We start from the raw sequence: 23,355 nt of genomic DNA on the forward strand, positions 1-23,355 counted from the left end.
GTATGCAACTCACTTATATTGTTTAGTTTTTAGTTATAAAAAAAGGGGGCCAGCCCCTTGTTAAATAGTATGTTATTTAGGTTGGAAGGTTGAGTAACTATTTATTAGGTTGCGATAATCTGGAATGTGGTTTGAGAATAGAGTCCCCAGTCCTTCCACATCATTGCGCCAGTCTCTATGTAATTCGCAAGCTGCGCCAAACCAGGTCATAAGTTGTGCGCCAGCAGCTGACATGCGATCCCAAGCTGCATCACGAGTCATTACATTAAAGGTGCCTGAAGCATCAGTGATCACGAATACATCAAAACCCTCTGCTAAAGCGGATAAAGCTGGGAATGCAACGCATACTTCAGTTACTACTCCAGCAATAATGATTTGTTTTTTTCCTGTAGCTTTAATAGCGGCAACAAACTCTTCATTATCCCATGCGTTAATTTGTCCAGGCCGAGCAATGTAGGGCGAATCTGGAAACATTTCTTTTAACTCAGGTACTAGCGGGCCGTTGGGGCCTTCTTCAAAGCTGGTGGTTAAGATTGTTGGCATCGCAAAGTATTTTGCACAGTCTGCCAATGCGAGTAAGTTAAAAGACATCCACTACTTTTAAAAATTAAAATGACACCTAACTTCAATACAGTTACAAGAGTTTTTATGTGTCTAATGATATTAAAAAACTCTTCTCAGAATAGTAAATGTTCATTTTTGGGCGAGTATAGCAAATAACTGGCAGCATAAGCTTCAGCCTTGAGCTGATAAAAAGTAAAAAGTTGTTTTATATGGTATTACGCTAATAGTTTTTCGCAATTTTTGAGGTTACTTCGTCGTTTAAAGTGTTGGTGTTCACAATATCGGTCAATTGCATCTGGTTTACCAACTGCACCATGAAAGACTTTAGTAAACCTACTGGTGATTTTTAGCCAGTTTTCAGGGCATATGTTTAGTTGCTCTAGTAGCGGTGGCAAAGAATGATCTATATAACCTGTTTTATCTGTTTTTATGCAGCGCCCTGTTTTATCAACAAGGTTTAGGTAAGAGTTCAGTTCAAAAGGCAAACCATTTACAGTGTGTTTTGTCGTTAAACCTGCAAAGCGAAATAAGGACCTAGGTTGTTTGGCATTTTGTGCTGCTGCAATACGTTTTTTAATACTTGTATAATTTGAGTTTTCAGGTGATGAAGCGGTTCCAGCACGGATTGGGTTTAGATCGACATAGGCCATACAAGCCACTAGTGCTGACTCATCAAGTAAAGCTTGAGATTTAAAGCGTCCCTCCCAAAATCTACCTTTACAATTATCTTCTTTATTAGCTTTGCGAGCAATGTACTCATTAAGTGATCGCATAAACCAGCTAATGTCCATTAGCCTTGAACGATATTCTCCAATGCTAGACTTTGCTAATTGCAGTTCGACAGTAGAGAGCACCTCATTTTTCACAAAGCGTTGAGTTAATAAAGTACCTTTAAATGCTTTGTGCCAGCGTAAAGCAATGGCTTTATCATTTAGGCGGTTAGCTTTATTATTATCTACATGAAGGATGATATGTGTATGATTACTCATCACAGCATAGGCGCATACATCAATACAAAATATTGAAGCGAGCATTATAATTTTATCTTCAACCCATTCTCTGCGGTGCTCATACGATTGGCCCGTATGCTTGTCTATGCCACATAAATAAGCTTTTCTTACGCAACGAGATATACAGTGATAGTAGCGAGTATCACTTAGGCTAATTTGTCTTTTTCGAGCGATTGCCATAAAACCTCCAATGTTGTGTTTCTATAAAAATACTAGTCACTTTATATAGGACTGCAACTTTATGATGGGTTTGAATTGGAATCAGTTGTTGAATTTAGATTTAAATGGGTGTCATGTAAGTTTATATAGGATTGTAACTTTATGATGGGTTTGAATTGGAATAAGTTGCTGAATTTAGATTTAAGTGGGTGTCATATAAGTTGGTGTCATATAAGTTTTTACTTTATATAGGACTGCAACTTTATAATGGGATTGAATTGGAATCAGTTGCTGAATTTAGATTTAAGTGGGTGTCATGTAAGTTTTTTATCATTATGCGACTTGTAATAAGGTGTAATGTTTTATTTCATGTCGACGTTTACGCTTATAGGGCTGTTAATCCTAGCAGCGTAAACGTCACAGGAACTCGACAATGATTACTTCAAAACTTTTATTTGTGGTTTTACTTGGTACGGCATCGATTGCGCATGCTGGTACGCAGTACACAACACAACCTGCAAGCAATATTACGACAACATCGGCGCAGTTAAATGGTTATTCGGCATCTACTATTGGCTTAAGTGGTGAAATAATTGATTATGGTGAAACCACAAACTATGGCTTTAGTGTTTTAGTCACACCCGCAGGAGTTAATGGCCCTGTGAGTGCGCAAGTAGCTAATTTAGATTGTGGAACGCAGTATCATTTTCGGTTTCATGGTGATCCAAAACCGCCCAGATCAACACTGCAAGGTGAAGATCTCACTTTTACCACGCTACCATGTAACCCCACTATATTAAACAATATCTCCCTAGAAACAGGTGGCCAATATTACGTTGTGGCTGAGAATAATGGGGGGGATACAGTGAATGCAAATCGTCTTGCAATTGGTCCATGGGAGCAATTTAATTTAATAGATATTAATGGCGGTGATTTGCTAAGTGGTGATGAAATACATATCCAAACAACATCAGGATACTATTTTGTGGCAGAGCAAGGTGGTGGGGCTGCACTTAATGCAAACCGAACTGCGGCATCAATATGGGAAACGTTCACTATAGAATTACCAAATAACCCTGGTGCATTAATTCAAAATGGTGACAACATCGCGCTTAAATCGATTAATGGTTATTACGTACAAGCGGTCAATAATGGTGGTTTTGGAACCAATGTTCTGCCTACAGTTATAGGTTGTAATGCAATGTATCCTTGCTCATTAGAAATGTTTAAAATAATATTTTAAGTATGGGTCGCAATTACCAAAACAGTCTATTGTAAGGTAGTTGCGACTTTCAATATAATACGTTGCACTTGCTGCTGAGGTTTACTCCATAGCGCAGTGTTAACAACCGTATCAAAGTATGATATTTAATTATTCAAAGTATATATGACACTCTTAACAATCATTTTCAAAGCTCAGCTGCACTATTTAACGAGGTTTTTTAGCATAGGGTAGACGCGTTATAGCGTGTGTTTTGTGATAACTATCTAAGCCGCTAATGGTGACGGTGTTGATTGACTCTAAATCGATAAAACCATCCTCTAAAATTGCTGAGTCTTCAACATGTAAGTCTATAATCTCACCGATTACTAACTCAGTGCCATTTACGGCAAGGTGTTGATGCTCAACAAATTTAACAGCATACTTTAAACGGCTTTGAGCAACAAACGGAGCCGAAAAATTAGCCAGATACTCGGTTGTAAGGCCTGTAGCATCAAATTCAGATTCATTTTTATCGTAACGGGCAGAAGTCTGGTGAGCTTGTTCCACAATCTCGCTATTCACTTGGTTAATAGTGTAAACACCGGTTGCTAAAATATTCTCGAAAGTATGACGAGGTACACTATGTGGGCGCATAATCATACCTACAAGCGGTGGATGCGCGCCAAGGTGAATAACCGAACTTACAATTGCTAAGTTGGTGTTGCCTGCACTATCTTGAGTACCAATTAAGTTGGCACTTTTAAAACCAGATAGTGAGTTTATTAAATGCGTACGGTAGTGTTTATCTAACTGACTAATGGCGTCTGTTGTAAAGTGCATGGTTTATCCTTACCAGTGTATGTGCTCACCTTGCCAATCAATGTAGGCGGGTTGACCTACCTCAGTGAGCTGTTCAGGTTGTTGTAAAAGAGTATAAAGTTGTGATGCTACAAACTCAGGTGTAAAGAGCTTACCTGCGGGTACATTTTTTTGAAACGGCTTAGATAAATTAGTATCTGTTGTGCCCGGATGAAAAAGAATTAAACGTGTTTGTTTTGCGCGTCGTTGCAGTTCAATAGCTGCTGTTTTGAATAACATATTAAGTGCTGCTTTTGAGGCGCGGTAGCTGTACCAGCCGCCTAAGTTATTGTCTGTAATACTACCTACTCGCGCACTTAAGGCCGTTATGGTACAAGGTGTTTTGTGGCTAAGTAGCGGCGCGATTGCTTGCAGGCACAAAATAGGAGTCAATGTATTGGTGTTGAGTAAGGTATTGAAATAATGCTCATCGATATCGTCGAGTTTTTTTTCAGGCATAGATTGCGCATAATGTAGCTGGCCGTTAAAAATAACTACCTGAGTTGGGTATATTGCGCGCTCTTTAAGTAAGTTTGTTAATTCACTTAAGCGTGCTTTGGAATAGTCACAAACAAACTGCTCAACAACAATACCGACAGCGGATGTGTCAATAGAGCTGCGACTTACACAAAAAACCATAGCCTGTGGATCGTGTTTGGCAATTTCTTTTAGATACGCATTTGCAATTTCACTACTTGCACCGAAAATAATATAAGCGTTAGTCATTATTTTATCCCACAACTTGATTGACAGAAAATGCGTGTGATCTGTCTGCGGTACTTAGCAAACAGGCGATAACTTAAATCGGCAATAAAGCGTATTATGGGTAATTGTAGCAGCTTTAGCCATGAATGACGGCCAACCGTTTGCCATGCTTCAAATGTGACATCTAATCCGTAAATCATTTCACCGTTATCACGCTGGCCATGCAAAAACGCCATGGCATCGTGGCGTTTTATGTTTTTAAAGCGCTGCTCAAAATCATCTTTATTTATATCTTCGAGTATTATTTTGTTGTGTGTGTCAGCACGCTTAAGTGAATCCATTTCTTTAACACAAAGCGGGCAATTACCATCGTAAAAAATAATCATAGTTACTCAAAATTCATCGATTCATTATGTCTTGTTACGAAATAGAATAAGCCTTGGATCTGTTAAATTATCCATTTGGATGATATTAATAGAGTCTTACAAATATAAAGGTAAGCAAAGTGTCGATTTTTTACCGCATTTTACACTCCACACTTAAAAATTGAACACGGCTTATTATTAGTACCTTTATGGTATAAACATCAACAATGGAGTATCAGGAATGAGTGAACAATATGCCGCCTTGCGTGGGAACGTTAATTTATTGGGGCAATTATTAGGCCAAACAATCAAAGACGCCCAAGGACAAGCGATTTTAGATAAAGTAGAAGAAATTCGAGCTTTAGCTAAGTCATCCCGCACAGGAAACGAGCAAGACCGCCATACCTTAATTAATGTTCTGCATGCTTTAACCGATGAAGAGTTACTGCCAGTGGCACGTGCTTTTAATCACTTTTTGAATCTAGCCAATGTTGCAGAGCAGTTTCATACTATTTCTCGTTTTAATGACGTGGGTTTTTGTCAGCTAAGCCCGTTAACACAAACTTTAAAAGCATTAGCTAGCCACGCACAGCAGGGTAAAATAAATCCCAATGAAATCGCAGAAAGTTTAGCTAAACTGCATATCAATTTAGTTTTAACTGCACACCCAACTGAAGTAACTCGCCGTACAATTATTAACAAACACGTTGAATTAAGTGATTGTTTAGCAGCTCTTGAGCGTACCGATAACCTGCCTTATGAGCGTGAAAATATATTAAACCGTATCGCACAGTTGATCAGCCAAGCATGGCATACAGACGACATCCGTCGTTCACGTCCAACCCCAATTGATGAAGCAAAATGGGGTTTTGCAGTTATCGAAAATAGCCTATGGCATGCCGTTCCGCGTTTTTTACGAGACTTTAATAAAGAAGTAAAAGAGCACCTTGATTTAGAGTTACCAAACGATTACAGCCCCGTTGAATTTACCTCATGGATGGGGGGCGATCGCGATGGCAATCCATTTGTAACAGCATTAGTGACGCAGCAAGTGCTGGATCATGGGCGCTGGATGGCACTGGATTTATACAGTCGCGATATCGACACTTTAAGCACTGAGCTTTCTATGTCACAAGCCAGTGATGAGCTAGTCGAGCTCGCTGGACAAGATTTTGAACCGTATCGTGCGGTATTAAAAGTACTCAAAGCGCAAGTGAGTGAAACCGTTGCTCATCTTGGCGCTAAAATTATGAATAAGCGCACCGATGCACAAGACATCGTCACTGACATTGAGCAGTTAAAGCAGCCGCTTGAGGCATGCTACCGTTCGTTGCTTAAGAGTAACATTGCGGTGGTAGCCAATGGCTTATTATTAGATGTGTTACGTCGTATTAATAGCTTTGGTATTCGTTTAGCTAAACTAGATGTGCGCCAAGACTCATCACGCCACAGTCAGGTATTTTCAGAGCTCACTCGTTATTTAGGTTTAGGTGATTACGAACAATGGCAAGAAGAAGATAAGCAGGCATTTTTATTAGCCGAGCTTAACTCTCGTCGCCCGCTTATTCCTAAACATTGGCAACCAAGCGCTGATGTAAAAGAAGTCCTCGACACCTTTGATGTAATCGCCAAGCAAGATGCGTCGACGTTTGGTTTATATATTATTTCAATGGCACGCACAGCCTCTGATGTATTAGCAGTACAACTGCTATTAAAAGAAAGTGGTTGTAGTTTTAAACTGCCTGTTGCGCCATTATTTGAAACCTTAGATGACTTAAATGCAGGCAGCGATGTTATTACTCAATTGCTAGATAATAACTGGTATCGAGGCCAAGCTGAGGGCATACAGAATGTTATGATAGGTTACTCAGATTCAGCCAAAGATGCTGGGATGATGGCTGCCGGGTGGGCGCAATACGAGGCAATGGATAAGCTTGTACAATTGGCAGAGCAACGCGGTATTGAGCTGATATTATTCCATGGCCGTGGTGGTACTGTTGGCCGTGGTGGCGCACCTGCTGCGCAAGCCTTGCGTTCACAGCCACCAGGTTCACTCAAAGGTGGCCTGCGTGTTACCGAACAAGGGGAGATGATCCGCTTTAAGTTTGGCCTACCTAATGTGGCGCTGGAAAGTCTAAACATCTATGCAGGTGCTGTGCTTGAAAGTAATTTGTTACCACCACCAGAGCCAAAAGATGAATGGCGTGATGTAATGGCGTTGATCAGTGAAAAGTCATGTGAGCATTACCGTAATGTAGTGCGTTTTGATGAAGACTTTGTGCCGTACTTTAGAATGGCAACACCAGAGCAGGAACTATCAAAATTACCGCTTGGTTCGCGTCCAGCAAAGCGTAATCCCAATGGTGGTGTTGAAAGCCTGCGAGCTATTCCGTGGATTTTTGCTTGGAGTCAAAATCGCTTAATGCTACCAGCATGGCTTGGGGCACTAACTGGTTTACAAGCTGCACTTGAAAAACACGGCATAGACACCCTTAATGAGATGAGTCAACGCTGGCCGTTTTTCAGAGCCCGTCTAGAAATGCTTGAAATGGTATTCAGTAAAGCGGACTGTTGGTTAAGTGCGCATTACGACGACGCTTTAGTTGAAGAGCAATATAAACCACTAGGTGAAAAACTGCGTAAAGAGCTCAAGCAGGCTATTTCACTGGTACAATCGTTAAGTCCACAGCAAAGTTTGCTTGCCGATCAACCTTGGATAAAAGAGTCTATTGGTTTGCGCAACCCGTATACGGATCCATTGAATGTGCTTCAAGTTGAGTTGTTAAAACGTTCGCGCGAAGCGGCAGAAGGCAGCTCTGGTGACATTGATAACGCGTTAATGATTACTATGACTGGGATTGCCGCAGGTATGCGTAATACCGGTTGATTATCCAATAATTAAGTGTGGACTTCTTTGCTGTGTTTAGCAGCGAGAGGTCCATTAATTAGTTAATTGAGCACTAACAGTGCGCTGTGCTGGTAAGGTTCGGCGCATATATTACCAAGTAAGTTATATTTATCCGCATTAAACATCTTATTTAATCTTAGTTCAGCTTAGATGTATTGAATACAGTTACTTCCTATCGTTAAGCTGTTTCAGGTTATAACTTAGTTACAACAAGGTATTTTTTGGTATCATTTTAGCAAAAAAAACCATCCTTTATTCTGTATTAACGCTCTGGTCAGACCTGATTTGCTACTAGATATTGACTGTCTGTTTTTTTTATCTAGAATGTCGGCTGTTTTGCCATAATGGTAAGTGTATTAATAATTGAGTAGTAATATGTCGAATGTGTCTACTTGCATCACGTATGATGCATCTACGTCATTAATAATGATGACGCTAAGAGGGACGGCAAGTGCACAGGATGTGATGAACTTTTATCAAATCGCGCAGCAGTACGTATCTATTTACGGCAGTAATAAGTTACTCGTTGATGTGTCTGAATTAACGCATAAATTTCCGGCAAGTGAACTGCTGACTATTATGCCAGCAGTATCTCAGTGGTTAGCTAGTTGCTTTATTGCTCGCGTCGTTAGTTTTGATGGTTTTATGCACGATTTGTTTTTGCAAAAAGCACAGCGCTTTGATATAAAAGCAGAAAATTTTGATTGTTTTAACAGCGCGAAAAATTGGTTAGTAAATCAACCTAGCATTTAAGCGTTGAACCTTCTAAACTAGTTAGCCATTAAATCATAAAACTAGTCTATGTCTTCATTAACGCCTACAGTAAGTACTCAAACTAGCTGCGTTTTTAGCTTCAGTGAAAAACAACAGCAGCAGTTATATCTTCACGTAAAACAGCACAAGGGTATTTTAAATACCGCTGATATCACAGCTTTGTGCGCGCAATATAAGCAACCTGTCGAGGTTATACTGCGTGCCTGTTTACCTATTGCTGCAAAATTTGCAGTTGTGCCTATTTCACATTTTTTTGTTGGGGCAATTGTAGTTGGCTACGATAAACACGGTGAGCAACATTTTTATTTTGGGGCTAACGTTGAATTTGTACAACAAGCATTAAGCTTAGTGGTTCATGCTGAGCAATCGGCAATTAATAACGCTTGGCTCAATGGCGCGAAAAAAATAGCTAAAATTGCTATCAGTGATGCGCCATGTGGTTATTGTCGTCAATTTATGAATGAGTTGGCTGATGCGCAGAGCTTTGATATTTTATTACCGCAGCAGCAATTCAAGCTGGCTGATTTACTCCCTCACTCATTTGGTCCGCAAGATTTAGGTAATTCTTATAGCTTGTTTAACCCCGCTCCACAACAGCATGAATTTGTTGTAACTGATGAACTGGATAAAACGTTGTTAAGTTATGCGTTGGCTGCATATGTACCTTACTCTGAAAATTACAGCGCAGTGAAAATTAGTACTTTCGAAAATGGTAATTTTTATGGTTGTTATGCGGAGAATGCCGCGTATAGCCCGAGCTTATCACCACTGCAAAGTGCGGTGAGTCAATTGCATTTAGCCGGTTTGGCAATGACTAAAGATGTTGTCAAAGGGATTGAGTTACTACAAACGCAGGGTAAGGGAAATCAGTTGAGTGTCAGTCAAGCAGTACTGGCAAGTTACACTGATTTGCCAGTACTACAAAGTATTAGTTTAAATATTAAGCCAACAGCAGTTTAGCGGCTTCGAGTACCACGGCGACTGATTTTTTCTCAATCTCGCCGTGATCTACATTGGGGATTTCTTGGCGAGTACGATTAACCAACACACCAGCTACACAGGCTGCTTTTAGCCCCAGTGCTGCACACATTGTAAATAAGGTTGCTGATTCCATTTCATAGTTCATCACGCCCAGCTTTTGCCATTCTTCACAGCTACCTTGAAATGCTTTTGGTACATAACCCGAGTAAGTGTCGTAACGTTCTTGACCTGGGTAAAAAGTATCGCTTGATGCAGTAATACCAATATGAAAATCAATGCCTAAATTACCGCACGCATTTACCATCGCTTGAGTGGCGAAAAAGTCAGACACCGCAGGGTAGTTCAATGGCGCAAAATGTTGGCTCGCACCATCTAAACGCACAGATGCTTGGCTGATTAAAATATCACCTTCATTAATATGAGGTTGAATAGCGCCAGTTGTGCCAATTCGTAAGAATGTTTCAACTCCCAATTGCGCCAGCTCTTCTACTGCAATGGAGGTTGAAGGACCACCAATACCGGTTGAGCAAATAACCACAGAGCTACCGTTAAGTTGACCTAAGTAAGCATGAAATTCTCGGGTTTGGACGAGGCAAGTTGGGTTTTCGAGAAAAGTTGAAATACGTGCTGCACGATCTGGATCGCCCGGTACAATTGCAAGTTTTGCACCGTGTAGATCGTCGCGGGTGAGTCCTAAGTGAAATACCTTTTCCATAGCGGGGCCTTATTTATAACTTTTGTTCTAACGTCAGTTAATAACGCTAATTTATAAAGAGTTGTTGTCAATTTAGCATAATTACTACAATGCATTGCCTTGTACAGGACGGATGTCCGTTATCAAATTTATTCATCCTCTTTGAATATTCAAGCAACTGACTTTAATTTGTGTCATCGCCGGTAGTTGACTTGTATTCATAGACACTATATCAATCCTACTAGGCACTCTATTTTAGTTTATACGTTGTTGGACGAATAAGTATAACCAATTGTTATTATAGAGATTTATATAGTTATTTAAAATGTAGCTAAAGCGGCGAGAGTAATAAAATTGCGAGTGAAAATCGGCGCGTGAATCTTTTATTAATTTTATTTTCAACAACGCTCTTTTGCATAACTACGCAAAAGCACACAGTAAGGAATTGCAATGAGCACACAATGGCACACATTTAAAAGTAAAGTTGAGCACTGTTTATGTCCGCCGGGCGATGGCGTTTTTACGGTTAATACTGCAAAAGAACGTAAAGCGGCGCTGCGTATGAAACTGTATGGACAAGAAGATAATGTCGATACGCTATGGCGTGCATCACTCGATACACTTAGTCAAAGTGAGCATAAAGCGGTGACTTTAGGCATTAGCTCTGACTGTGGTGGTGGCATTTTACGCGGCGCCAACTGGGGGCCGTTGTTTTTACGTTCAGCATTGATTGATCAGCAGCCTCAGGCAAAGTCGTTTGATTTAGGTGATGTAAGGGTTATTCCACATTTATTGCATGATAAATATTTAAACGACGCGACTATCAGTAATTGCCAACAGGCATTATATGATAATCCAAGCAGTGAGTATTATGTCAGCCCGTTGTCTATCACTGAAGATGTATGCGATAGCTTTTATGCAACGTTTACTGATAAAGGCATTTTTGGTATTGGTGGTGATCATTCAATTAGTTACCCGTTAACTAAAGCGTATTTGAAGGCAAAGCGTGCGCAAGGTAAACGCACTGCGATTATTCACTTTGATGCGCATACCGATTTACTCGTTGAGCGTTTAGGTATCGATTTATGTTTTGGCTCGTGGTGCACGCATATTTTAGAGTTTTTACCTGCACCACATCATCTGATCCAATTTGGTATTCGTTCAAGCGGTAAGCCAAAAGAACACTGGGAATCTACCTTTGGCGTTAAACAACATTGGGCCCATGAGATCATCGAACGAGGCGCGCCGGCAATTGCCGCAGAAGTAATTGCTCAGCTTAAAGCTGATAATGTTGATGAACTCTACGTCAGCTTTGATATTGACGCCCTCGATGAAGAGTTTGCATCAGCAACAGGCACACCCGAAGGGAACGGTTTAACGCCGCAGCATGCTTTGGATATCTTAGTTGCTTTGGCTGATGAATTTCCGATCACTGGCGCTGATATGATGGAAATTGCCCCATTTACTGACAGTTCACTGATTGGTCAATCGAGTTCAGATACAACGCTTAGAGAAGGTGCAAAAATTTCAGCATTTTTAATTAATGCCATGAACCGCGCATAGTCAATAACAGTTAATATAAGCAGCATGCTGAGGCATGCTGCTTTTTTAATTCACAAATCAGCTATTTGCCGTTATATTTAATTTACATCAAGAGAGGCTTAAAATAATAATCGGTGGGGTAAGAGTGGCTAAGTGGTGTTATTTTTTATTAATAATCTTAAGTAGTCAAACTGTAGCTAAATTAAACATAGTTACAGAAAACTTTCCGCCTGCTCAATATATTGATGAAAATGAACAGCTTGTTGGCTATATCGCTGATAAAGTTCAAATGGTGTTAGCTTCTTCAACACTCGATTATACAATTTCAGTGCATAGTTGGAGTACTGCATTTAATATGGTACTGCGCGATCCGCAAACGTGCATTTTTTCTATGGCGCGCTCAACTTCTCGTGAAAAGCAATTTATTTGGATTGCAGAATTAGCACAGTTGAACACTTATCTTTATGCTTTGAATTCGAAAAGCATCGTTATCGATTCCCTAGAGCAAGCAAAGCAATACCGAATTGCGGTATTAAAAGATAATTACAGCCATCACTTTTTATTATCACAGGGCTTTGAAGAAGGTGTAAATCTAATGCTGATGAATAGTTTTGATAATATTTTTAAAATAGTTCAAAGCCGTCAAAGCACTATCGATATCGTCGTATTACCTGAACAACGCGTTAAATTTGAACAGTCTAAAAGGCAGGTTACTGACAAGTTAACACCAATTTTAAGACTCAAGATCACGCAACCAGCACTGTATTTTGCTTGTAACAAAGCGCTAGATAAGCCAACTCAAACCAAACTCAGCAACGCATTCAACGCGTGCCATTAAGCTTTTATTGTTGGTAATGTACTGATATTTAATTACTTTTAATATTAATTAAATTTAAATTGCCCAACCTTTAAAAGGGGTTATAATCCAGCTGCTTTTGCTTATAAAAGCGCTTATTTTTGGAGTTATAAATGGGTGACTTAATCGGGATTGGTTTATTAATCTTGATCAGTGCGTTATTTGCTATGTCGGAAATCGCCATCGCAGCATCACGTAAAATTAAATTAAGAGTCATGGCGGACGAAGGCAATGCTAAAGCGGCTGCAGTATTAAAGCTGCAAGAGCAACCCGGTGCTTTTTTTGCCATGATCCAAATTGCCCTTAATGCAATTGCTATTTTAGGCGGTATAGTGGGCGAACAAGCGCTTTCACCTTATGTTGAAAGTGTACTTGTGTTGTTTTATCAAGGACCGTTACTTGCGCAAATTAGCTTTTTACTGTCGTTTTTGACAATTACTTCATTGTTTATTTTATTTGCTGATTTATTACCAAAACGCTTAGCTATGATCCTGCCAGAGGCTGTTGCGGTTCGCGTAGTCACGATTATGCGTTGGGTAACGTATGCATTAACACCGTTGGTATTGTTTTTTAATGGTGTAACTAATATTGTTTTACGCTTATTCAATGTGCCGGCAGAGCGTGAAGACATTGTAACTACCGAAGACATAGTCGCAATGATGGATGCAGGCGCAGAATATGGTAGCTTACAACAACAAGAATATGATTTAATTGGTAATGTATTTGATTTAGAAGCGCGCTTTTTATCGAGTGTAATGTCACCTAGAGATCAAATAGTCTACTTTGATATTAACGAAGCCAGCGATGGTATTTCGGGCAAAATCATTGATCATCCACATAATCATTTTTTGGTATGCAATGGCAATTTAGATAAATTAATTGGCTCAGTTGAATCAAAAGATATTCTTCGCCAAGTGCTCAAAGGCGATGCAGCGAATATTAACGACGAAATGCTCGAAAAAGAGATTTTTTATCTACCAGAAACACTGAGTTTGTCAGAGGCATTAAATGCCTTTAAAGGCGCAGCAAAACCCTTCGCTGTGGTGGTAAATGAATACGCACTTGTCGTGGGAATTGTGACAGTTAAAGATCTGATGAAAGGCTTTATGGGAGATTTGATCACCCATAATGGTGATGAATTAATTATCGCACGTGATGAAAATTCATGGTTAGTTGATGGTTTAACCCCAGCCGTTGAGTTGGCAAAAGTACTCGGTGTGGATGAATTTCCAGATCAAATGCATTATGAAACTGTTGCCGGATTTTTAATTTATACCATGAAGCGAATTCCTAAACGAGCAGAATATATTCAATACGCAGGTTTTAAATTTGAAGTTGTGGATGTTGAAGGGATCCGAGTTGAACAGTTATTGGTGTCTAAAATACTACCGGTAGAACCAGCCTTACAATAAACGTGAGGCGCTATGCGCCTCATTATTTATTCAAAAGCGCCTTTTATTATTGCAAAGCCGTGCTCAACCATATGAATGCCATTACTCCATACATGTTGTGGCGCTAAAGTGTTGCTATCAAGTAAAACTAAGTCGGCGTCTGAGCCTTTGCTAATAGTGCCTTTTTTAATCCCCAGTACATTAGCGGGATTAGTGGTTATGGCCATTAATGCGTGCTCTATACTCACCTCATATTGACGTATAGCTTGTTGAAAAGCACCTAACAGAGATGCTTCTTTACCAATTTCAAGCCCGAGTAAATTAAATTGCTCGTCAAATATTGGCAGGCTGGCATGGCCATCTGAACTCATAGTCAATTGTGTTGGCTTAACATTGTGTGTTAAACAGTAAGCTAACGCTTGCGCGGCAGCATATTCGCCATGGGCAAGATCATACTCAGTTGTGCTGGTGGTAAAATCAATTGTACCGCCGGCTTCACAAAATAAAATCCCAGCGTCAAGCAGCGCTTTATTTCTATTCATGTGTGTTGGATAAAACTGACTCAATGAAATATCAGTATTTTTATCAACCTCATGCAGAATCGCTAAGTGACTATTAACGGGGCCGACATGAATGCTCACGGTGCCTTTTTTTGCGCTTAGCATGCCGGCGACTTTTGCTTCTGCTGCCAGCTCTGCGAGTTGTTGAACGGTGGGTTGGCTGCTTCGGTGATCTGAAATCGCCACTTCGCCTACGCCAATAAACTCGTCAATATACATTAGGTCATTTGTAATACTACCCGTCAGTGTTTTAGCGGGTAAGTGATAAGAGCCAGTATGGCAAAATACATTAAGACCAAGCTCTTTTAAGCCTTTCGCTTTAGCAACTAAGTTGGTTAGTGTGCGACTGCTTGAGTCAGTGCCCAGCGCTGCAATAACGGTTGTAATACCTGCTAAGGTGGCATCAGTTAAGTTCATTTCTGGCGTTCGACTAGTAAAACCTGCTTCGCCGCCACCGCCTGTAATATGGACCAGAGAGTCAACAAAGCCTGGTACTAGAATGTTTCCTCGGCCATCGATAATCTTTACTTCGGTATTACTTTCTAGTTTGATCTCGGTTCGAAAATCAATCACTTTAGAACCAGCGATGAGTACATCCATCTGCCCTTGAGGGCTTGGAGTATAAAGGTTTGCACCTCGAATTAATGTCAACATAGTGAAGTCTTTTTATTGATAATTGATAAAATAAGCAAGAAATATGAAGCCGCTTGCTAAAGTAAATAATGCTAAAGTGAAACGCCAAATAAAGGCTGCCCATTCGCTCCAATCAAGCTTTACAATACCTAAGCAACCGATCAAGCTGGCTGAGGTTGGAATGAATATATTCGTTAAGCCATCGCCAAACTGAAAAGCTAATACCACAATTTGTCGTGAGACATTGAGTAAATCGCCTAATGGAGACATCAGTGGCATAGTGATAGCGGCTTGGCCGGACCCTGAAGAAACAAAAAAGTTAAACACACTTTGAAATAATAACATTCCCCATGCCGCAACAAAGTCTGGTACCGCAGCGATACTACTAGCACTATGATAAAGTAATGTATTTAAGGTTGACGGTGCATTTAAATCACTGCCGCCAAGTAATAATACCACCCCTTTGGCAAGAGCGACTAACATAGCTGCGGGCAACAATTCTTGTGCGCCATGTTTAAATGCATCTGCACTTTGGTTGGCTGTTTGTTTATTAAAAATACTGGCGATAAAAGCACTGAGCACACCAATACAAAAAAACTGTGCTGCGAGCTCTGGAATATAGTATTGGCGCGCCATCACACCCCACACAACCCAAGTAATACCCGCTATAAAAGTAATCAAGATAAGTTTATCGGCGGTATCTAATTTTATATCAGTATGGGAGTCGCTTTGCGCGGTGTTAATGGTTCTGATCGAGTTGGCATAACGTATAGTAAAAAATAAACCAAACAGTGTAAACACAACCCATGCGATCATTCTAAAGCCAGCACCAGAAAAAATTGGTATTTCAGCAATAGATTGTGCAATTGCAATACTAAAAGGATTCATCCAAGACGTTGCAAAGCCAATTTGTGTGGCAACATAAGTAGTTAAAACCGTTACTTTGGCATCATAGCCGAGCTGTTTCATGATCGGTAGTAAGACAATACAAAAAGCAATGGCTTCTTCGCCCATACCAAATACTGCGCCACCTAACGAAAATAACACAAATAATAATGGTAGAAACAGCCATTCAACTCGCTGAGTTTTATTGATAAGCGCCATAATACCGTTATTAATTGCGCCTGTTTTCATAATGATACCGAATGCGCCGCCGGTAATTAATATAAATGCCATGACACCGATGGTTGCGCCGTACTTGTCACCCGATACTAAACCTTCAAACAACACATTTGCCAGGCCAATTTCACCGCCTTCAGCAAACAGCGGCGTTTGCTCGCTTACAGCCACTGTTTGGTATTGAGAAAGTTCAACACTGTGGCTATCTTTTTGGGCGTTAAACATCCCAGGAGTAATAAACAAGGTTGCCAAGTAGGCAATTAATGCAACTGATAACAAGATGATACTTGCATCAGGCATAGTAAATTGTTTGTTTTTCATAATTTCACTTTTCGCAAAGAAATAGGTTGCTTAGACTAAGCCGCACACCTGCTTATTTTAACACGAAGTTTATTTGAATAAGTGACCTTACTCTACAAAGCAAAGCCACTTAGTACAATTTGGATGGTGTTACGCACAGCGACTAGTGCTGCGCGTATAATTTTTAGAAACGATAGCTGACACTAAATGTATAACGCGCGCCATAAGCATTATGGTTTATAGAATCAAAACCACGACTTGAGCCGTATAGCTGTGGCGGCTCTTTGTCAAAAATATTATCAATGCGCGCTCTTAAGGTAAGGGCTTTATTTACGTAGTAACCTGCAGATAAATCCCATACGAGCCAATCGTCAACTTGATGATTACCTTGTGAGTCAAGTTTACCTAAACTTTCCAGTTCATCAATTTCACGGCCTCGAAGTCCTTCAATGTCATCATCATAGCTGCTGGTGTAATTTGCGCCAAGGTTTAGGTAGTAGCTTTGAGCTTCCCAATCGATTGACATGCGACCGATGTTTTCAGGGTAGCGATACGTGCCAACTAACTTTTCAATTGCATCAGACCCTGGTTTACTGCGCTCAAATTCAAGATAGTGCGTGCCATCAAATGCAAAAGTTAAATCGCCACCTGAAAGCCTAAAACGGTGATCAAACTTAATATCAATCCCTGCTAATGTTTGTGTGCCGGTATTTTCAAGTGGGATAACATGGTCACGAAATAATGGTAAAAATAGCTCATCATCACGTGGGTTAAACTCGGTAATATAGTTATCTAAAATTTCATTTAGATTGGCACCATCTTGCTCGATACTTAAACCACTATTGTCATAGACACCACATAACCTATTATCGTAAGAAATACCTTGTTGACCTTCTGGGACAATACCGCAATGGCGCAGTGATGCATCAGTAATGGCACGATCGAGTACCGCAGTCATATTTGTATCAATCACTTCTTCGTGATCAAACTGCCAGTAATCAACGGTTAGGTTAGTATCAGCGCTTGGGCTCCAAGCAAAACCAACACTAATAGCTTCTGATTCTTCTGCTTTAAGATTTTTATTTCCAAGCTCGAGTGAGTTAACACTTACCTCTGTTCCTTGGCCCATACAATAAAGATCAGATACTGCTTGGTTAGCACCGCAATCGAAGGTTGATTGAGTGGTTCTTAATTTAACACCAGCTTGGGTAAGTGAAGGGGCACGGAATGACGTAGACCATGAGCCACGTAACACTAACGAGTCGGTAGGACGATAGCTTAAGCCTATTTTTGGATTAAAGGTGCCGCCAAAATCGTCATAATGATCGTAACGTCCTGCCGCCTGTAGCTCAACTTGATCGGTCAATGATACACTTATTTCTGCGAACGCCGCGTATTGAGTGCGATCAGCCGCTGATAAGCTCGAGCCAAAACCAAATACATCCACTAAGTAGCCGTTTTCAGGGCGTGCTTGTGAGTCAAGTGATGGAGTATCGGTCAATTCTTCGCGACGGGCTTCAACTCCAAATGATGCATAAGCGGGTAAATCATTAAAGGTGAACAGCTCACCGTTAAAGTTTGCATCCCAGCCGTATACGGTGCTTTCGCCACTGCGGGTTGGACGTGCCTTTGCCGTTGCTAAAACCGCATCGTTGGCGGCATCGCCTTGCACAAATGGATTGTAAAATGGCAGTAAATCGCCAGATGCACAGTTAAGGTTGGTGCCATCATAGTTTGCAAGGGTGCCGTCTGAGCATAGCTCACCGGTAATGGCTGCATGAAATTGATAACGATTGTAAACACCATCAATGGCTTCTTGCTCAGAGCTTGAGCGAGAAAAGGTCACGCCTGACTCCCAGCTCCAGTCACCAACGTCACCTGCAAGGCTACTCACTAAGCGGAAGTTTTTAGTTTCTACTTCGACAGTACGTGGGGCATTAAAACGTGCATCAAAGCCAAAGCCGTAAACTTCGCGGCCAGCTTGCGTATCAAATTCAAATGGGTCAATAAACACTTGATCCATCAAATCATTACTGCCATCTGCATTATCATAAATGAACAGCGCATCTTCTAAAATGAAAGGGCCATCTTCATCATTTATTTGATTAATCGGTGAGGGTGACGAGTACGCTTTTGCCTTTGTTTGGCTATAGAAAAAGTCAGTATGCCAATCAAGACCGCCTAAGCTGCTATTGAACATAAAGCCAGTCGATAGACTCTCAAATGGCGTATCCAGATAATCGTCTTGATTTGGGTAATAGGCACAAATCTGTTCACCAAGTTCAGTTGTAACTAATTCAGTCTGGCAATTTGGCGATGGCAATTCATTCCCATCACGCGAGCTGTAATAATAAATATTTGGCGCGTTTTCAAGTTTTGGTAAGTACGAATAACTATTCACCAGTGGTGATGATGCAGTGAAATCTCGATCGGTTGCTTTAAATGCGTTACGGTCAAAAATATCGGCAAAAACCGTTAAGTTACTCTCACCAATGTTTGTACCGTATACTAGGTTAAGCTGTTTTTTACCTTCGTCATGGCTGTTAAAGCTATTTGCGTAGGATGCGTTTACTTCAGCGCCTTCAAAGTCATCTTTTAAAATATAGTTAATTACACCTGCTACGGCATCTGCACCGTAAACCGCTGATGCACCGGTTGCAAGAATATCAATACGCTCGATAGCTGCAAGTGGAATTGAGTTCACATCGACAAAGTTTTCCGTGCCAGCGGCAAATGAACTGGGCGCAACACGACGACCATTAATCAGTGTTAATGTGGCTGATGGGCCCATGCCACGTAGGCTTGCCGCAGATTGTCCCGCAGGTGTTGAGGTGGACGTGCCACCGCTTTCTGAAGTGGAAAAAGTGCCGCTACCACCTTTGAACACGGATAAATCCTTTAGTAATTCGTGAATCGTGTTGGCGCCAGAGCGTTTGATGGCATCTTGGTCTAATACCGTTAGTGGAATCGTTCCTTCAAGATCGACGCCTTTTAAACGTGATCCGGTGACTTCTACTCGTTCAATGTTTTCAGCTTTAGTGTTTTCTTGCGCATACAAAAAAGTTGGGCAAAGCACTGCGCTTATTGCCGTTGCAATTGTTAATTGACGAAACATATTGGTTTACCTTTGTCTTTATTTTAAGCACAGGTGTACTGTACAGTGCTTATTTTTTGATTATTTAGACAGGGCCGTGATCGATAGACACAGTTAGCCCCTCACAGAGAATGTGAGGCAGTGGCTACTCGTCAAACCACTCCGAAAGGTAGTGAGGAGAGTAGAAATATGTACACAGCGATGTTGCGTTTTTAAACATAATTCCAATCCAAAAGGTTTTTGACAAAGCTAGTATTTGGGTGCTAGCTTACTCGCGATTTAAAAGTTCCTTATTTTTATAGCAAGCATAAAGTTTTACTGCAAGCTATTTTTTATCATTTTTTACATGAGTATAACATTATGGAAAACTTTCGGGAACATCTTGCAAAGAGCCCTAAATGTGGTTTTTTTGCTGCTTTTACACTGGTAATGACCGCTTTTTCGGCGAATATATCTGCAAATCAAACTGAGCAAACCTTGCTGTTGATTGGTGGCGCATTAACGACTTGTTCAAGTTTAAGTCCTAAAAATTGCATTGAAAAAACATCATTAATAGGAAAAAAAGCGAATCAATTTCAATTGACGGGCAAAGCACTAAAAGAAATAAAAAGCCAATGGCCTGATGATAGTACTAATAACCGCAATGAAACCTTGCGGGTTTTATCAAAAATTGCCAAGCAACAGCCTAATCTTATCGATAAAGGGTCTTTGCTATGGGCTTGGCGGGATTTAGATAGCCGCTCGCTCAATAATTTAACTGATCGAGAATATAACTTTGTCACTGATATGCTGGAAGTGGCGGTTGTTGATGCTAAAGGCCAGCGCATAAAAGAAACGGTGCAAAGTAAACAAAATAATGAGCCGGCTGCTAATGATATAGTTAATTTTATTTCTGCAACAGCTAAAGTAAATAGTAAACAGCCGAGCTTATTAGCTATCACAGCATCGAGTCGCGACCCTTATGAATCGGCTGACTTTTACGAAGGCTTACTGGATTTTGATCGTATTAAAAGTTCATGGCTGGCATTAACCCCGGCGTTAGCGCAAGCAATCACAACTGGGCAATGTGAAAAGCTAGCGCAATTTCGCCAGCAAAACATGCAGGTGTTTAATCGCCGCAAAATCTATCCTGATCGTATTCAAGCAGAGCAACAATTATGCGACGCGGGTGTTGATAATTTAGTTGCAAAAATCGAATCTGCAACAGGTATTATGCTCAATGGTGGCGATCAAAGTTTAACTCGAAAAGTGTTATTTGATGGTACGGGCAAGCCTTATCCATGGACCGATGCTATACGTTCACGTCCGCTATTGGTAGGTACAAGTGCAGGCACAGCCATTCAAAGTGGTGGCAGTAACCAGTTTGGTAGTGTTGCGATGATCACTAATGGCACTAGTTTAGCTGCATTGCGCGATGGTGCGCACGCAGTTTCTGCACCGAGTGAACGTTGTGAAGATGATTGTAATCAAGGGCTAAGCGCAGATACATTAACCTATCAAACTAATGGTGGGCTGGGCAGCTTTAGTGCAGGTATAGTTGACACCCATTTTAGTGAGCGAAATCGCACTGTGCGTTTAGCGACATTGCTTGCAAAAACAGGACAACAGTATGGCTTTGGTGTTGATGAAACGACAGCCTTGGTGATCATAAAATCACAACTGAGTACGATTGTGACAGTGTTAGGTAAGCATGGGGTAGTGCATTTAAATAAGGGCAAAGATAAATACAGTTTTGATTATTCATTTTGGCCAGCTGGTGCAATTATAGATGTAACACCCCAAGGGTACCAATTAAGCCAACGTACTATAGACAGTGCTTTGCCTGCAATCAAAATACCACCTTTGCCAATGCAGCGTTTCAATAACATACTCACCGATGCTAAATTGCGCTCGCTTACTCAGGCAATGTGTTTAACTAATGAGCAGTCAGCGGTAGGTCAGCAAGATGAGTTTATAGTGACTTTAAATGCCAGCAAAAATACCCAGTATCAGAGAATAAGTCCAAGTAGTTATGGCTGTGCAATTGAACGACTTAGCGTTAATATTACGACGATTCAATGATGCTTTGATGTAGAGCTACTGTTACTCACAGTAGCTCTTCTTTAAATGACAAAGTAATGTGTTAAATTGTCAACAACACCAATTTGGATATATTAGCTACCCATTTCCCCTCAAATCTCACAACCGATGATTGAACATCTGCTTGCTGTGTCGCTTTTCGTTCCAGACGTACAAAATGACTATTTTTAATATTTACTGCAGCTGCATTGTTATGCTCATTAAAGATAAAATTAACTCTTTTTGTACCTGCAATTAGCAATCGAGTTGTTCTGTTTTTTAGCTCACCGTCAAGTCTTTTTACATCACTTTACATGCTCTTAGATCTTTTAAAAATAATTCTCAATTAACATTGGAAAATGTAATAATTTAATTTAGAATGATCGTTCATTCTAAATTAAGGGTAGTTAACATGCAGCGTTCTCGCGTCGTTCTTTTTACTGTCACCGCTTTGGCAAGTGCAGTTGCTTTATCCGGTTGCGATCAAACTCAGCAGGCGAATGCGCCTGCTGCGCAGCCAGCTCCTGTTGGCGTAATTACATTAAAAAGCCAACCATTAACACTTACTAAGGAGCTTCCGGGGCGAGTAACTGCGTCTCAAGTGGCGCAAATTCGTCCTCAGGTAAGCGGTATCATTCAATCACGTTTATTCACTCAAGGTGCTGAAGTCAAAAAAGGTCAGGCTTTATATCAAATCGACCCAGCTACATTCGATGCGCAAGTAGCAAGTAGTAAAGCTGCTATTAGTAAGGCACAAGCAAGCATTGCTAATGCAAAAGCTAAATCAGATCGTTATGCTGAGTTACTAGCAATAAAAGCAGTCAGTCAACAAGATTTTGATGAAGCAGACGCAAGTTATAAAGGCGCGCAGGCTGATTTATTAACAGCTCAAGCGCAGCTTAAAACCGCACAGATCAATCTTAACTATAGTAAGGTTTCATCACCTATTAGTGGTCAAATTGGCAAATCGAACGTGACCGTAGGTGCTTTGGTAAGTGCTAATCAAGCAACCGTATTAGCAACCGTCACTCAGCTTGACCCAATTTATATTGACCTTACCCAGTCAAGTAGTGAGTTGACTCGTTTGAAAAAAGCGATTGCTAATGGTGAGCTTGATAAAGATCTTACTGCGCAATCAAAGGTTGAACTCACTATGGAAGATGGCTCTGTGTATCCGCACACTGGCACTTTGCAGTTTTCTGAAGTAACTGTAGATCCAGGTACTGGCTCAGTAACGTTACGCGCCAAATTTCCAAACCCTGAAAAGCTACTATTACCAGGTATGTACGTCAGAGCTGTGGTTGTTGAAGGTGTTAAGTCTAATGCTATTTTAGTGCCGCAACGCGGTGTTAGTCGTAATAGCAAAGGTGAGCCTACAGCGATGGTGGTGAGTAAAGATAATACTGTTGAAGCGCGAGTATTAAAAACTGACCGTACAGTAGGTGCTAACTGGTTAGTGACAAGTGGCTTGAACGACGGCGATCAACTAATTGTTGAAGGTTTACAAAAAATAGCACCGGGCGCACCTGTTAATGCAGTGCCTGCCGAGTCAGCTACTAAAACTCAATAACGGAGTATTT

Annotated in this window: 17 protein-coding genes and 1 pseudogene; 9 read left to right on the top strand and 9 right to left on the bottom strand. The window is 40.7% G+C overall.

Annotated elements, in window-relative coordinates; all coding sequences use genetic code 11:
- Positions 1-72: 72 nt before the first annotated feature.
- Positions 73-582 (bottom strand): annotated as a pseudogene (gene ycaC / locus H5203_RS01965) (isochorismate family cysteine hydrolase YcaC); the annotation flags it as partial.
- Positions 583-779: 197 nt separating this feature from the next.
- Complete coding sequence (locus tag H5203_RS01970) at positions 780-1,754, bottom strand: transposase (protein ID WP_145234436.1); 975 nt, start codon at positions 1,752-1,754, stop codon at positions 780-782.
- 412 nt (positions 1,755-2,166) lie between these two features.
- On the opposite strand from H5203_RS01970, the gene H5203_RS01975 reads away from it, so the two are divergent.
- Entirely contained in the window at positions 2,167-2,976 is an 810-nt protein-coding gene (locus H5203_RS01975) for a peptidase S8 (RefSeq protein ID WP_145234434.1), read from the top strand.
- A gap of 186 nt (positions 2,977-3,162) precedes the next feature.
- Here H5203_RS01975 and H5203_RS01980 read toward each other — a convergent pair whose 3' ends face one another.
- The 3 genes from H5203_RS01980 to H5203_RS01990 are packed head-to-tail and all read right to left on the bottom strand — an operon-like array spanning position 3,163 to position 4,886.
- Positions 3,163-3,777: a flavin reductase family protein gene (locus H5203_RS01980; protein WP_145234432.1), complete on the bottom strand. Its 615-nt coding sequence runs from the start codon at positions 3,775-3,777 to the stop codon at positions 3,163-3,165.
- Positions 3,778-3,786: 9 nt separating this feature from the next.
- A complete protein-coding gene (locus tag H5203_RS01985; protein WP_182730786.1) occupies positions 3,787-4,521 on the bottom strand; it encodes an SDR family NAD(P)-dependent oxidoreductase in 735 nt (244 codons plus the stop codon).
- Positions 4,521-4,886, bottom strand: a complete 366-nt coding sequence (locus H5203_RS01990) for a thiol-disulfide oxidoreductase DCC family protein (protein ID WP_182757459.1) — start codon at positions 4,884-4,886, stop codon at positions 4,521-4,523. Before H5203_RS01990 ends, H5203_RS01985 begins: the two co-directional genes overlap by 1 nt.
- A 220-nt stretch (positions 4,887-5,106) precedes the next feature.
- Here H5203_RS01990 and ppc point away from each other — a divergent pair, with 220 nt between their 5' ends.
- The 3 genes from ppc to cdd all read left to right on the top strand — a co-directional run bounded on the left by ppc (position 5,107) and on the right by cdd (position 9,507).
- Positions 5,107-7,752, top strand: coding sequence for a phosphoenolpyruvate carboxylase (gene ppc, locus H5203_RS01995; RefSeq protein WP_182819282.1), 2,646 nt, complete (start codon positions 5,107-5,109; stop codon positions 7,750-7,752).
- Positions 7,753-8,148: 396 nt separating this feature from the next.
- Positions 8,149-8,526 (top strand): hypothetical protein, encoded by a 378-nt coding sequence (locus H5203_RS02000; protein WP_145234423.1) that lies wholly within the window; start codon positions 8,149-8,151, stop codon positions 8,524-8,526.
- A gap of 48 nt (positions 8,527-8,574) precedes the next feature.
- Positions 8,575-9,507: a cytidine deaminase gene (gene cdd / locus H5203_RS02005; protein ID WP_182819283.1), complete on the top strand. Its 933-nt coding sequence runs from the start codon at positions 8,575-8,577 to the stop codon at positions 9,505-9,507.
- Here the strand turns inward: cdd and udp are convergent.
- Complete coding sequence (gene udp / locus H5203_RS02010) at positions 9,488-10,243, bottom strand: uridine phosphorylase (protein ID WP_145234419.1); 756 nt, start codon at positions 10,241-10,243, stop codon at positions 9,488-9,490. The two genes, cdd and udp, sit on opposite strands and share 20 nt — an antisense overlap.
- A 429-nt stretch (positions 10,244-10,672) precedes the next feature.
- Between udp and H5203_RS02015 the strand changes: the two genes are divergently transcribed.
- The 3 genes from H5203_RS02015 (at position 10,673) to H5203_RS02025 (ending at position 14,032) form a co-directional block, all read left to right on the top strand.
- Entirely contained in the window at positions 10,673-11,785 is a 1,113-nt protein-coding gene (locus H5203_RS02015; RefSeq protein ID WP_145234417.1) for an arginase family protein, read from the top strand.
- A gap of 124 nt (positions 11,786-11,909) precedes the next feature.
- Entirely contained in the window at positions 11,910-12,602 is a 693-nt protein-coding gene (locus H5203_RS02020) for an ABC transporter substrate-binding protein (protein WP_182819284.1), read from the top strand.
- Positions 12,603-12,733: 131 nt separating this feature from the next.
- Positions 12,734-14,032 carry a hemolysin family protein gene (locus H5203_RS02025; RefSeq protein ID WP_182819285.1) on the top strand — a complete coding sequence of 433 codons (1,299 nt, stop codon included), beginning with the start codon at positions 12,734-12,736 and terminating at the stop codon, positions 14,030-14,032.
- Positions 14,033-14,058: 26 nt separating this feature from the next.
- Here H5203_RS02025 and iadA read toward each other — a convergent pair whose 3' ends face one another.
- The 3 genes from iadA to H5203_RS02040 form a co-directional block, all read right to left on the bottom strand.
- Positions 14,059-15,225 carry a beta-aspartyl-peptidase gene (iadA, locus tag H5203_RS02030; protein WP_182730782.1) on the bottom strand — a complete coding sequence of 389 codons (1,167 nt, stop codon included), beginning with the start codon at positions 15,223-15,225 and terminating at the stop codon, positions 14,059-14,061.
- A 12-nt stretch (positions 15,226-15,237) separates the two neighbouring features.
- Entirely contained in the window at positions 15,238-16,644 is a 1,407-nt protein-coding gene (yfcC, locus tag H5203_RS02035) for a putative basic amino acid antiporter YfcC (RefSeq protein ID WP_182819286.1), read from the bottom strand.
- A 163-nt stretch (positions 16,645-16,807) separates the two neighbouring features.
- On the bottom strand, positions 16,808-19,738 hold the full coding sequence (locus H5203_RS02040; RefSeq protein WP_182819287.1) for a TonB-dependent receptor domain-containing protein: 2,931 nt from the start codon (positions 19,736-19,738) through the stop codon (positions 16,808-16,810).
- 339 nt (positions 19,739-20,077) lie between these two features.
- Here H5203_RS02040 and H5203_RS02045 point away from each other — a divergent pair, with 339 nt between their 5' ends.
- Entirely contained in the window at positions 20,078-21,778 is a 1,701-nt protein-coding gene (locus H5203_RS02045; protein WP_182819288.1) for a cyanophycinase, read from the top strand.
- 409 nt (positions 21,779-22,187) lie between these two features.
- Positions 22,188-23,345 carry an efflux RND transporter periplasmic adaptor subunit gene (locus H5203_RS02050; protein WP_182730778.1) on the top strand — a complete coding sequence of 386 codons (1,158 nt, stop codon included), beginning with the start codon at positions 22,188-22,190 and terminating at the stop codon, positions 23,343-23,345.
- Positions 23,346-23,355 lie beyond the last annotated feature (10 nt).

Origin of the sequence: Pseudoalteromonas sp. SG41-1, from assembly GCF_014164575.1 — a bacterium.
Classification (GTDB): Bacteria; Pseudomonadota; Gammaproteobacteria; order Enterobacterales; family Alteromonadaceae; genus Pseudoalteromonas; species Pseudoalteromonas rhizosphaerae.

Coding starts and splice junctions, on each gene's coding strand:
- H5203_RS02025 (WP_182819285.1), top strand. CDS start 12,734: ATGGGTGACTTAATCGGGATTGGTTTATTAATCTTGATCAGTGCGTTA.
- yfcC (WP_182819286.1), bottom strand. CDS start 16,644: ATGAAAAACAAACAATTTACTATGCCTGATGCAAGTATCATCTTGTTA.
- H5203_RS02015 (WP_145234417.1), top strand. CDS start 10,673: ATGAGCACACAATGGCACACATTTAAAAGTAAAGTTGAGCACTGTTTA.
- ppc (WP_182819282.1), top strand. CDS start 5,107: ATGAGTGAACAATATGCCGCCTTGCGTGGGAACGTTAATTTATTGGGG.
- cdd (WP_182819283.1), top strand. CDS start 8,575: ATGTCTTCATTAACGCCTACAGTAAGTACTCAAACTAGCTGCGTTTTT.
- iadA (WP_182730782.1), bottom strand. CDS start 15,225: ATGTTGACATTAATTCGAGGTGCAAACCTTTATACTCCAAGCCCTCAA.
- H5203_RS01970 (WP_145234436.1), bottom strand. CDS start 1,754: ATGGCAATCGCTCGAAAAAGACAAATTAGCCTAAGTGATACTCGCTAC.
- udp (WP_145234419.1), bottom strand. CDS start 10,243: ATGGAAAAGGTATTTCACTTAGGACTCACCCGCGACGATCTACACGGT.
- H5203_RS01985 (WP_182730786.1), bottom strand. CDS start 4,521: ATGACTAACGCTTATATTATTTTCGGTGCAAGTAGTGAAATTGCAAAT.
- H5203_RS01990 (WP_182757459.1), bottom strand. CDS start 4,886: ATGATTATTTTTTACGATGGTAATTGCCCGCTTTGTGTTAAAGAAATG.
- H5203_RS02040 (WP_182819287.1), bottom strand. CDS start 19,738: ATGTTTCGTCAATTAACAATTGCAACGGCAATAAGCGCAGTGCTTTGC.
- H5203_RS01975 (WP_145234434.1), top strand. CDS start 2,167: ATGATTACTTCAAAACTTTTATTTGTGGTTTTACTTGGTACGGCATCG.
- H5203_RS01980 (WP_145234432.1), bottom strand. CDS start 3,777: ATGCACTTTACAACAGACGCCATTAGTCAGTTAGATAAACACTACCGT.
- H5203_RS02045 (WP_182819288.1), top strand. CDS start 20,078: ATGGAAAACTTTCGGGAACATCTTGCAAAGAGCCCTAAATGTGGTTTT.
- H5203_RS02050 (WP_182730778.1), top strand. CDS start 22,188: ATGCAGCGTTCTCGCGTCGTTCTTTTTACTGTCACCGCTTTGGCAAGT.
- H5203_RS02000 (WP_145234423.1), top strand. CDS start 8,149: ATGTCGAATGTGTCTACTTGCATCACGTATGATGCATCTACGTCATTA.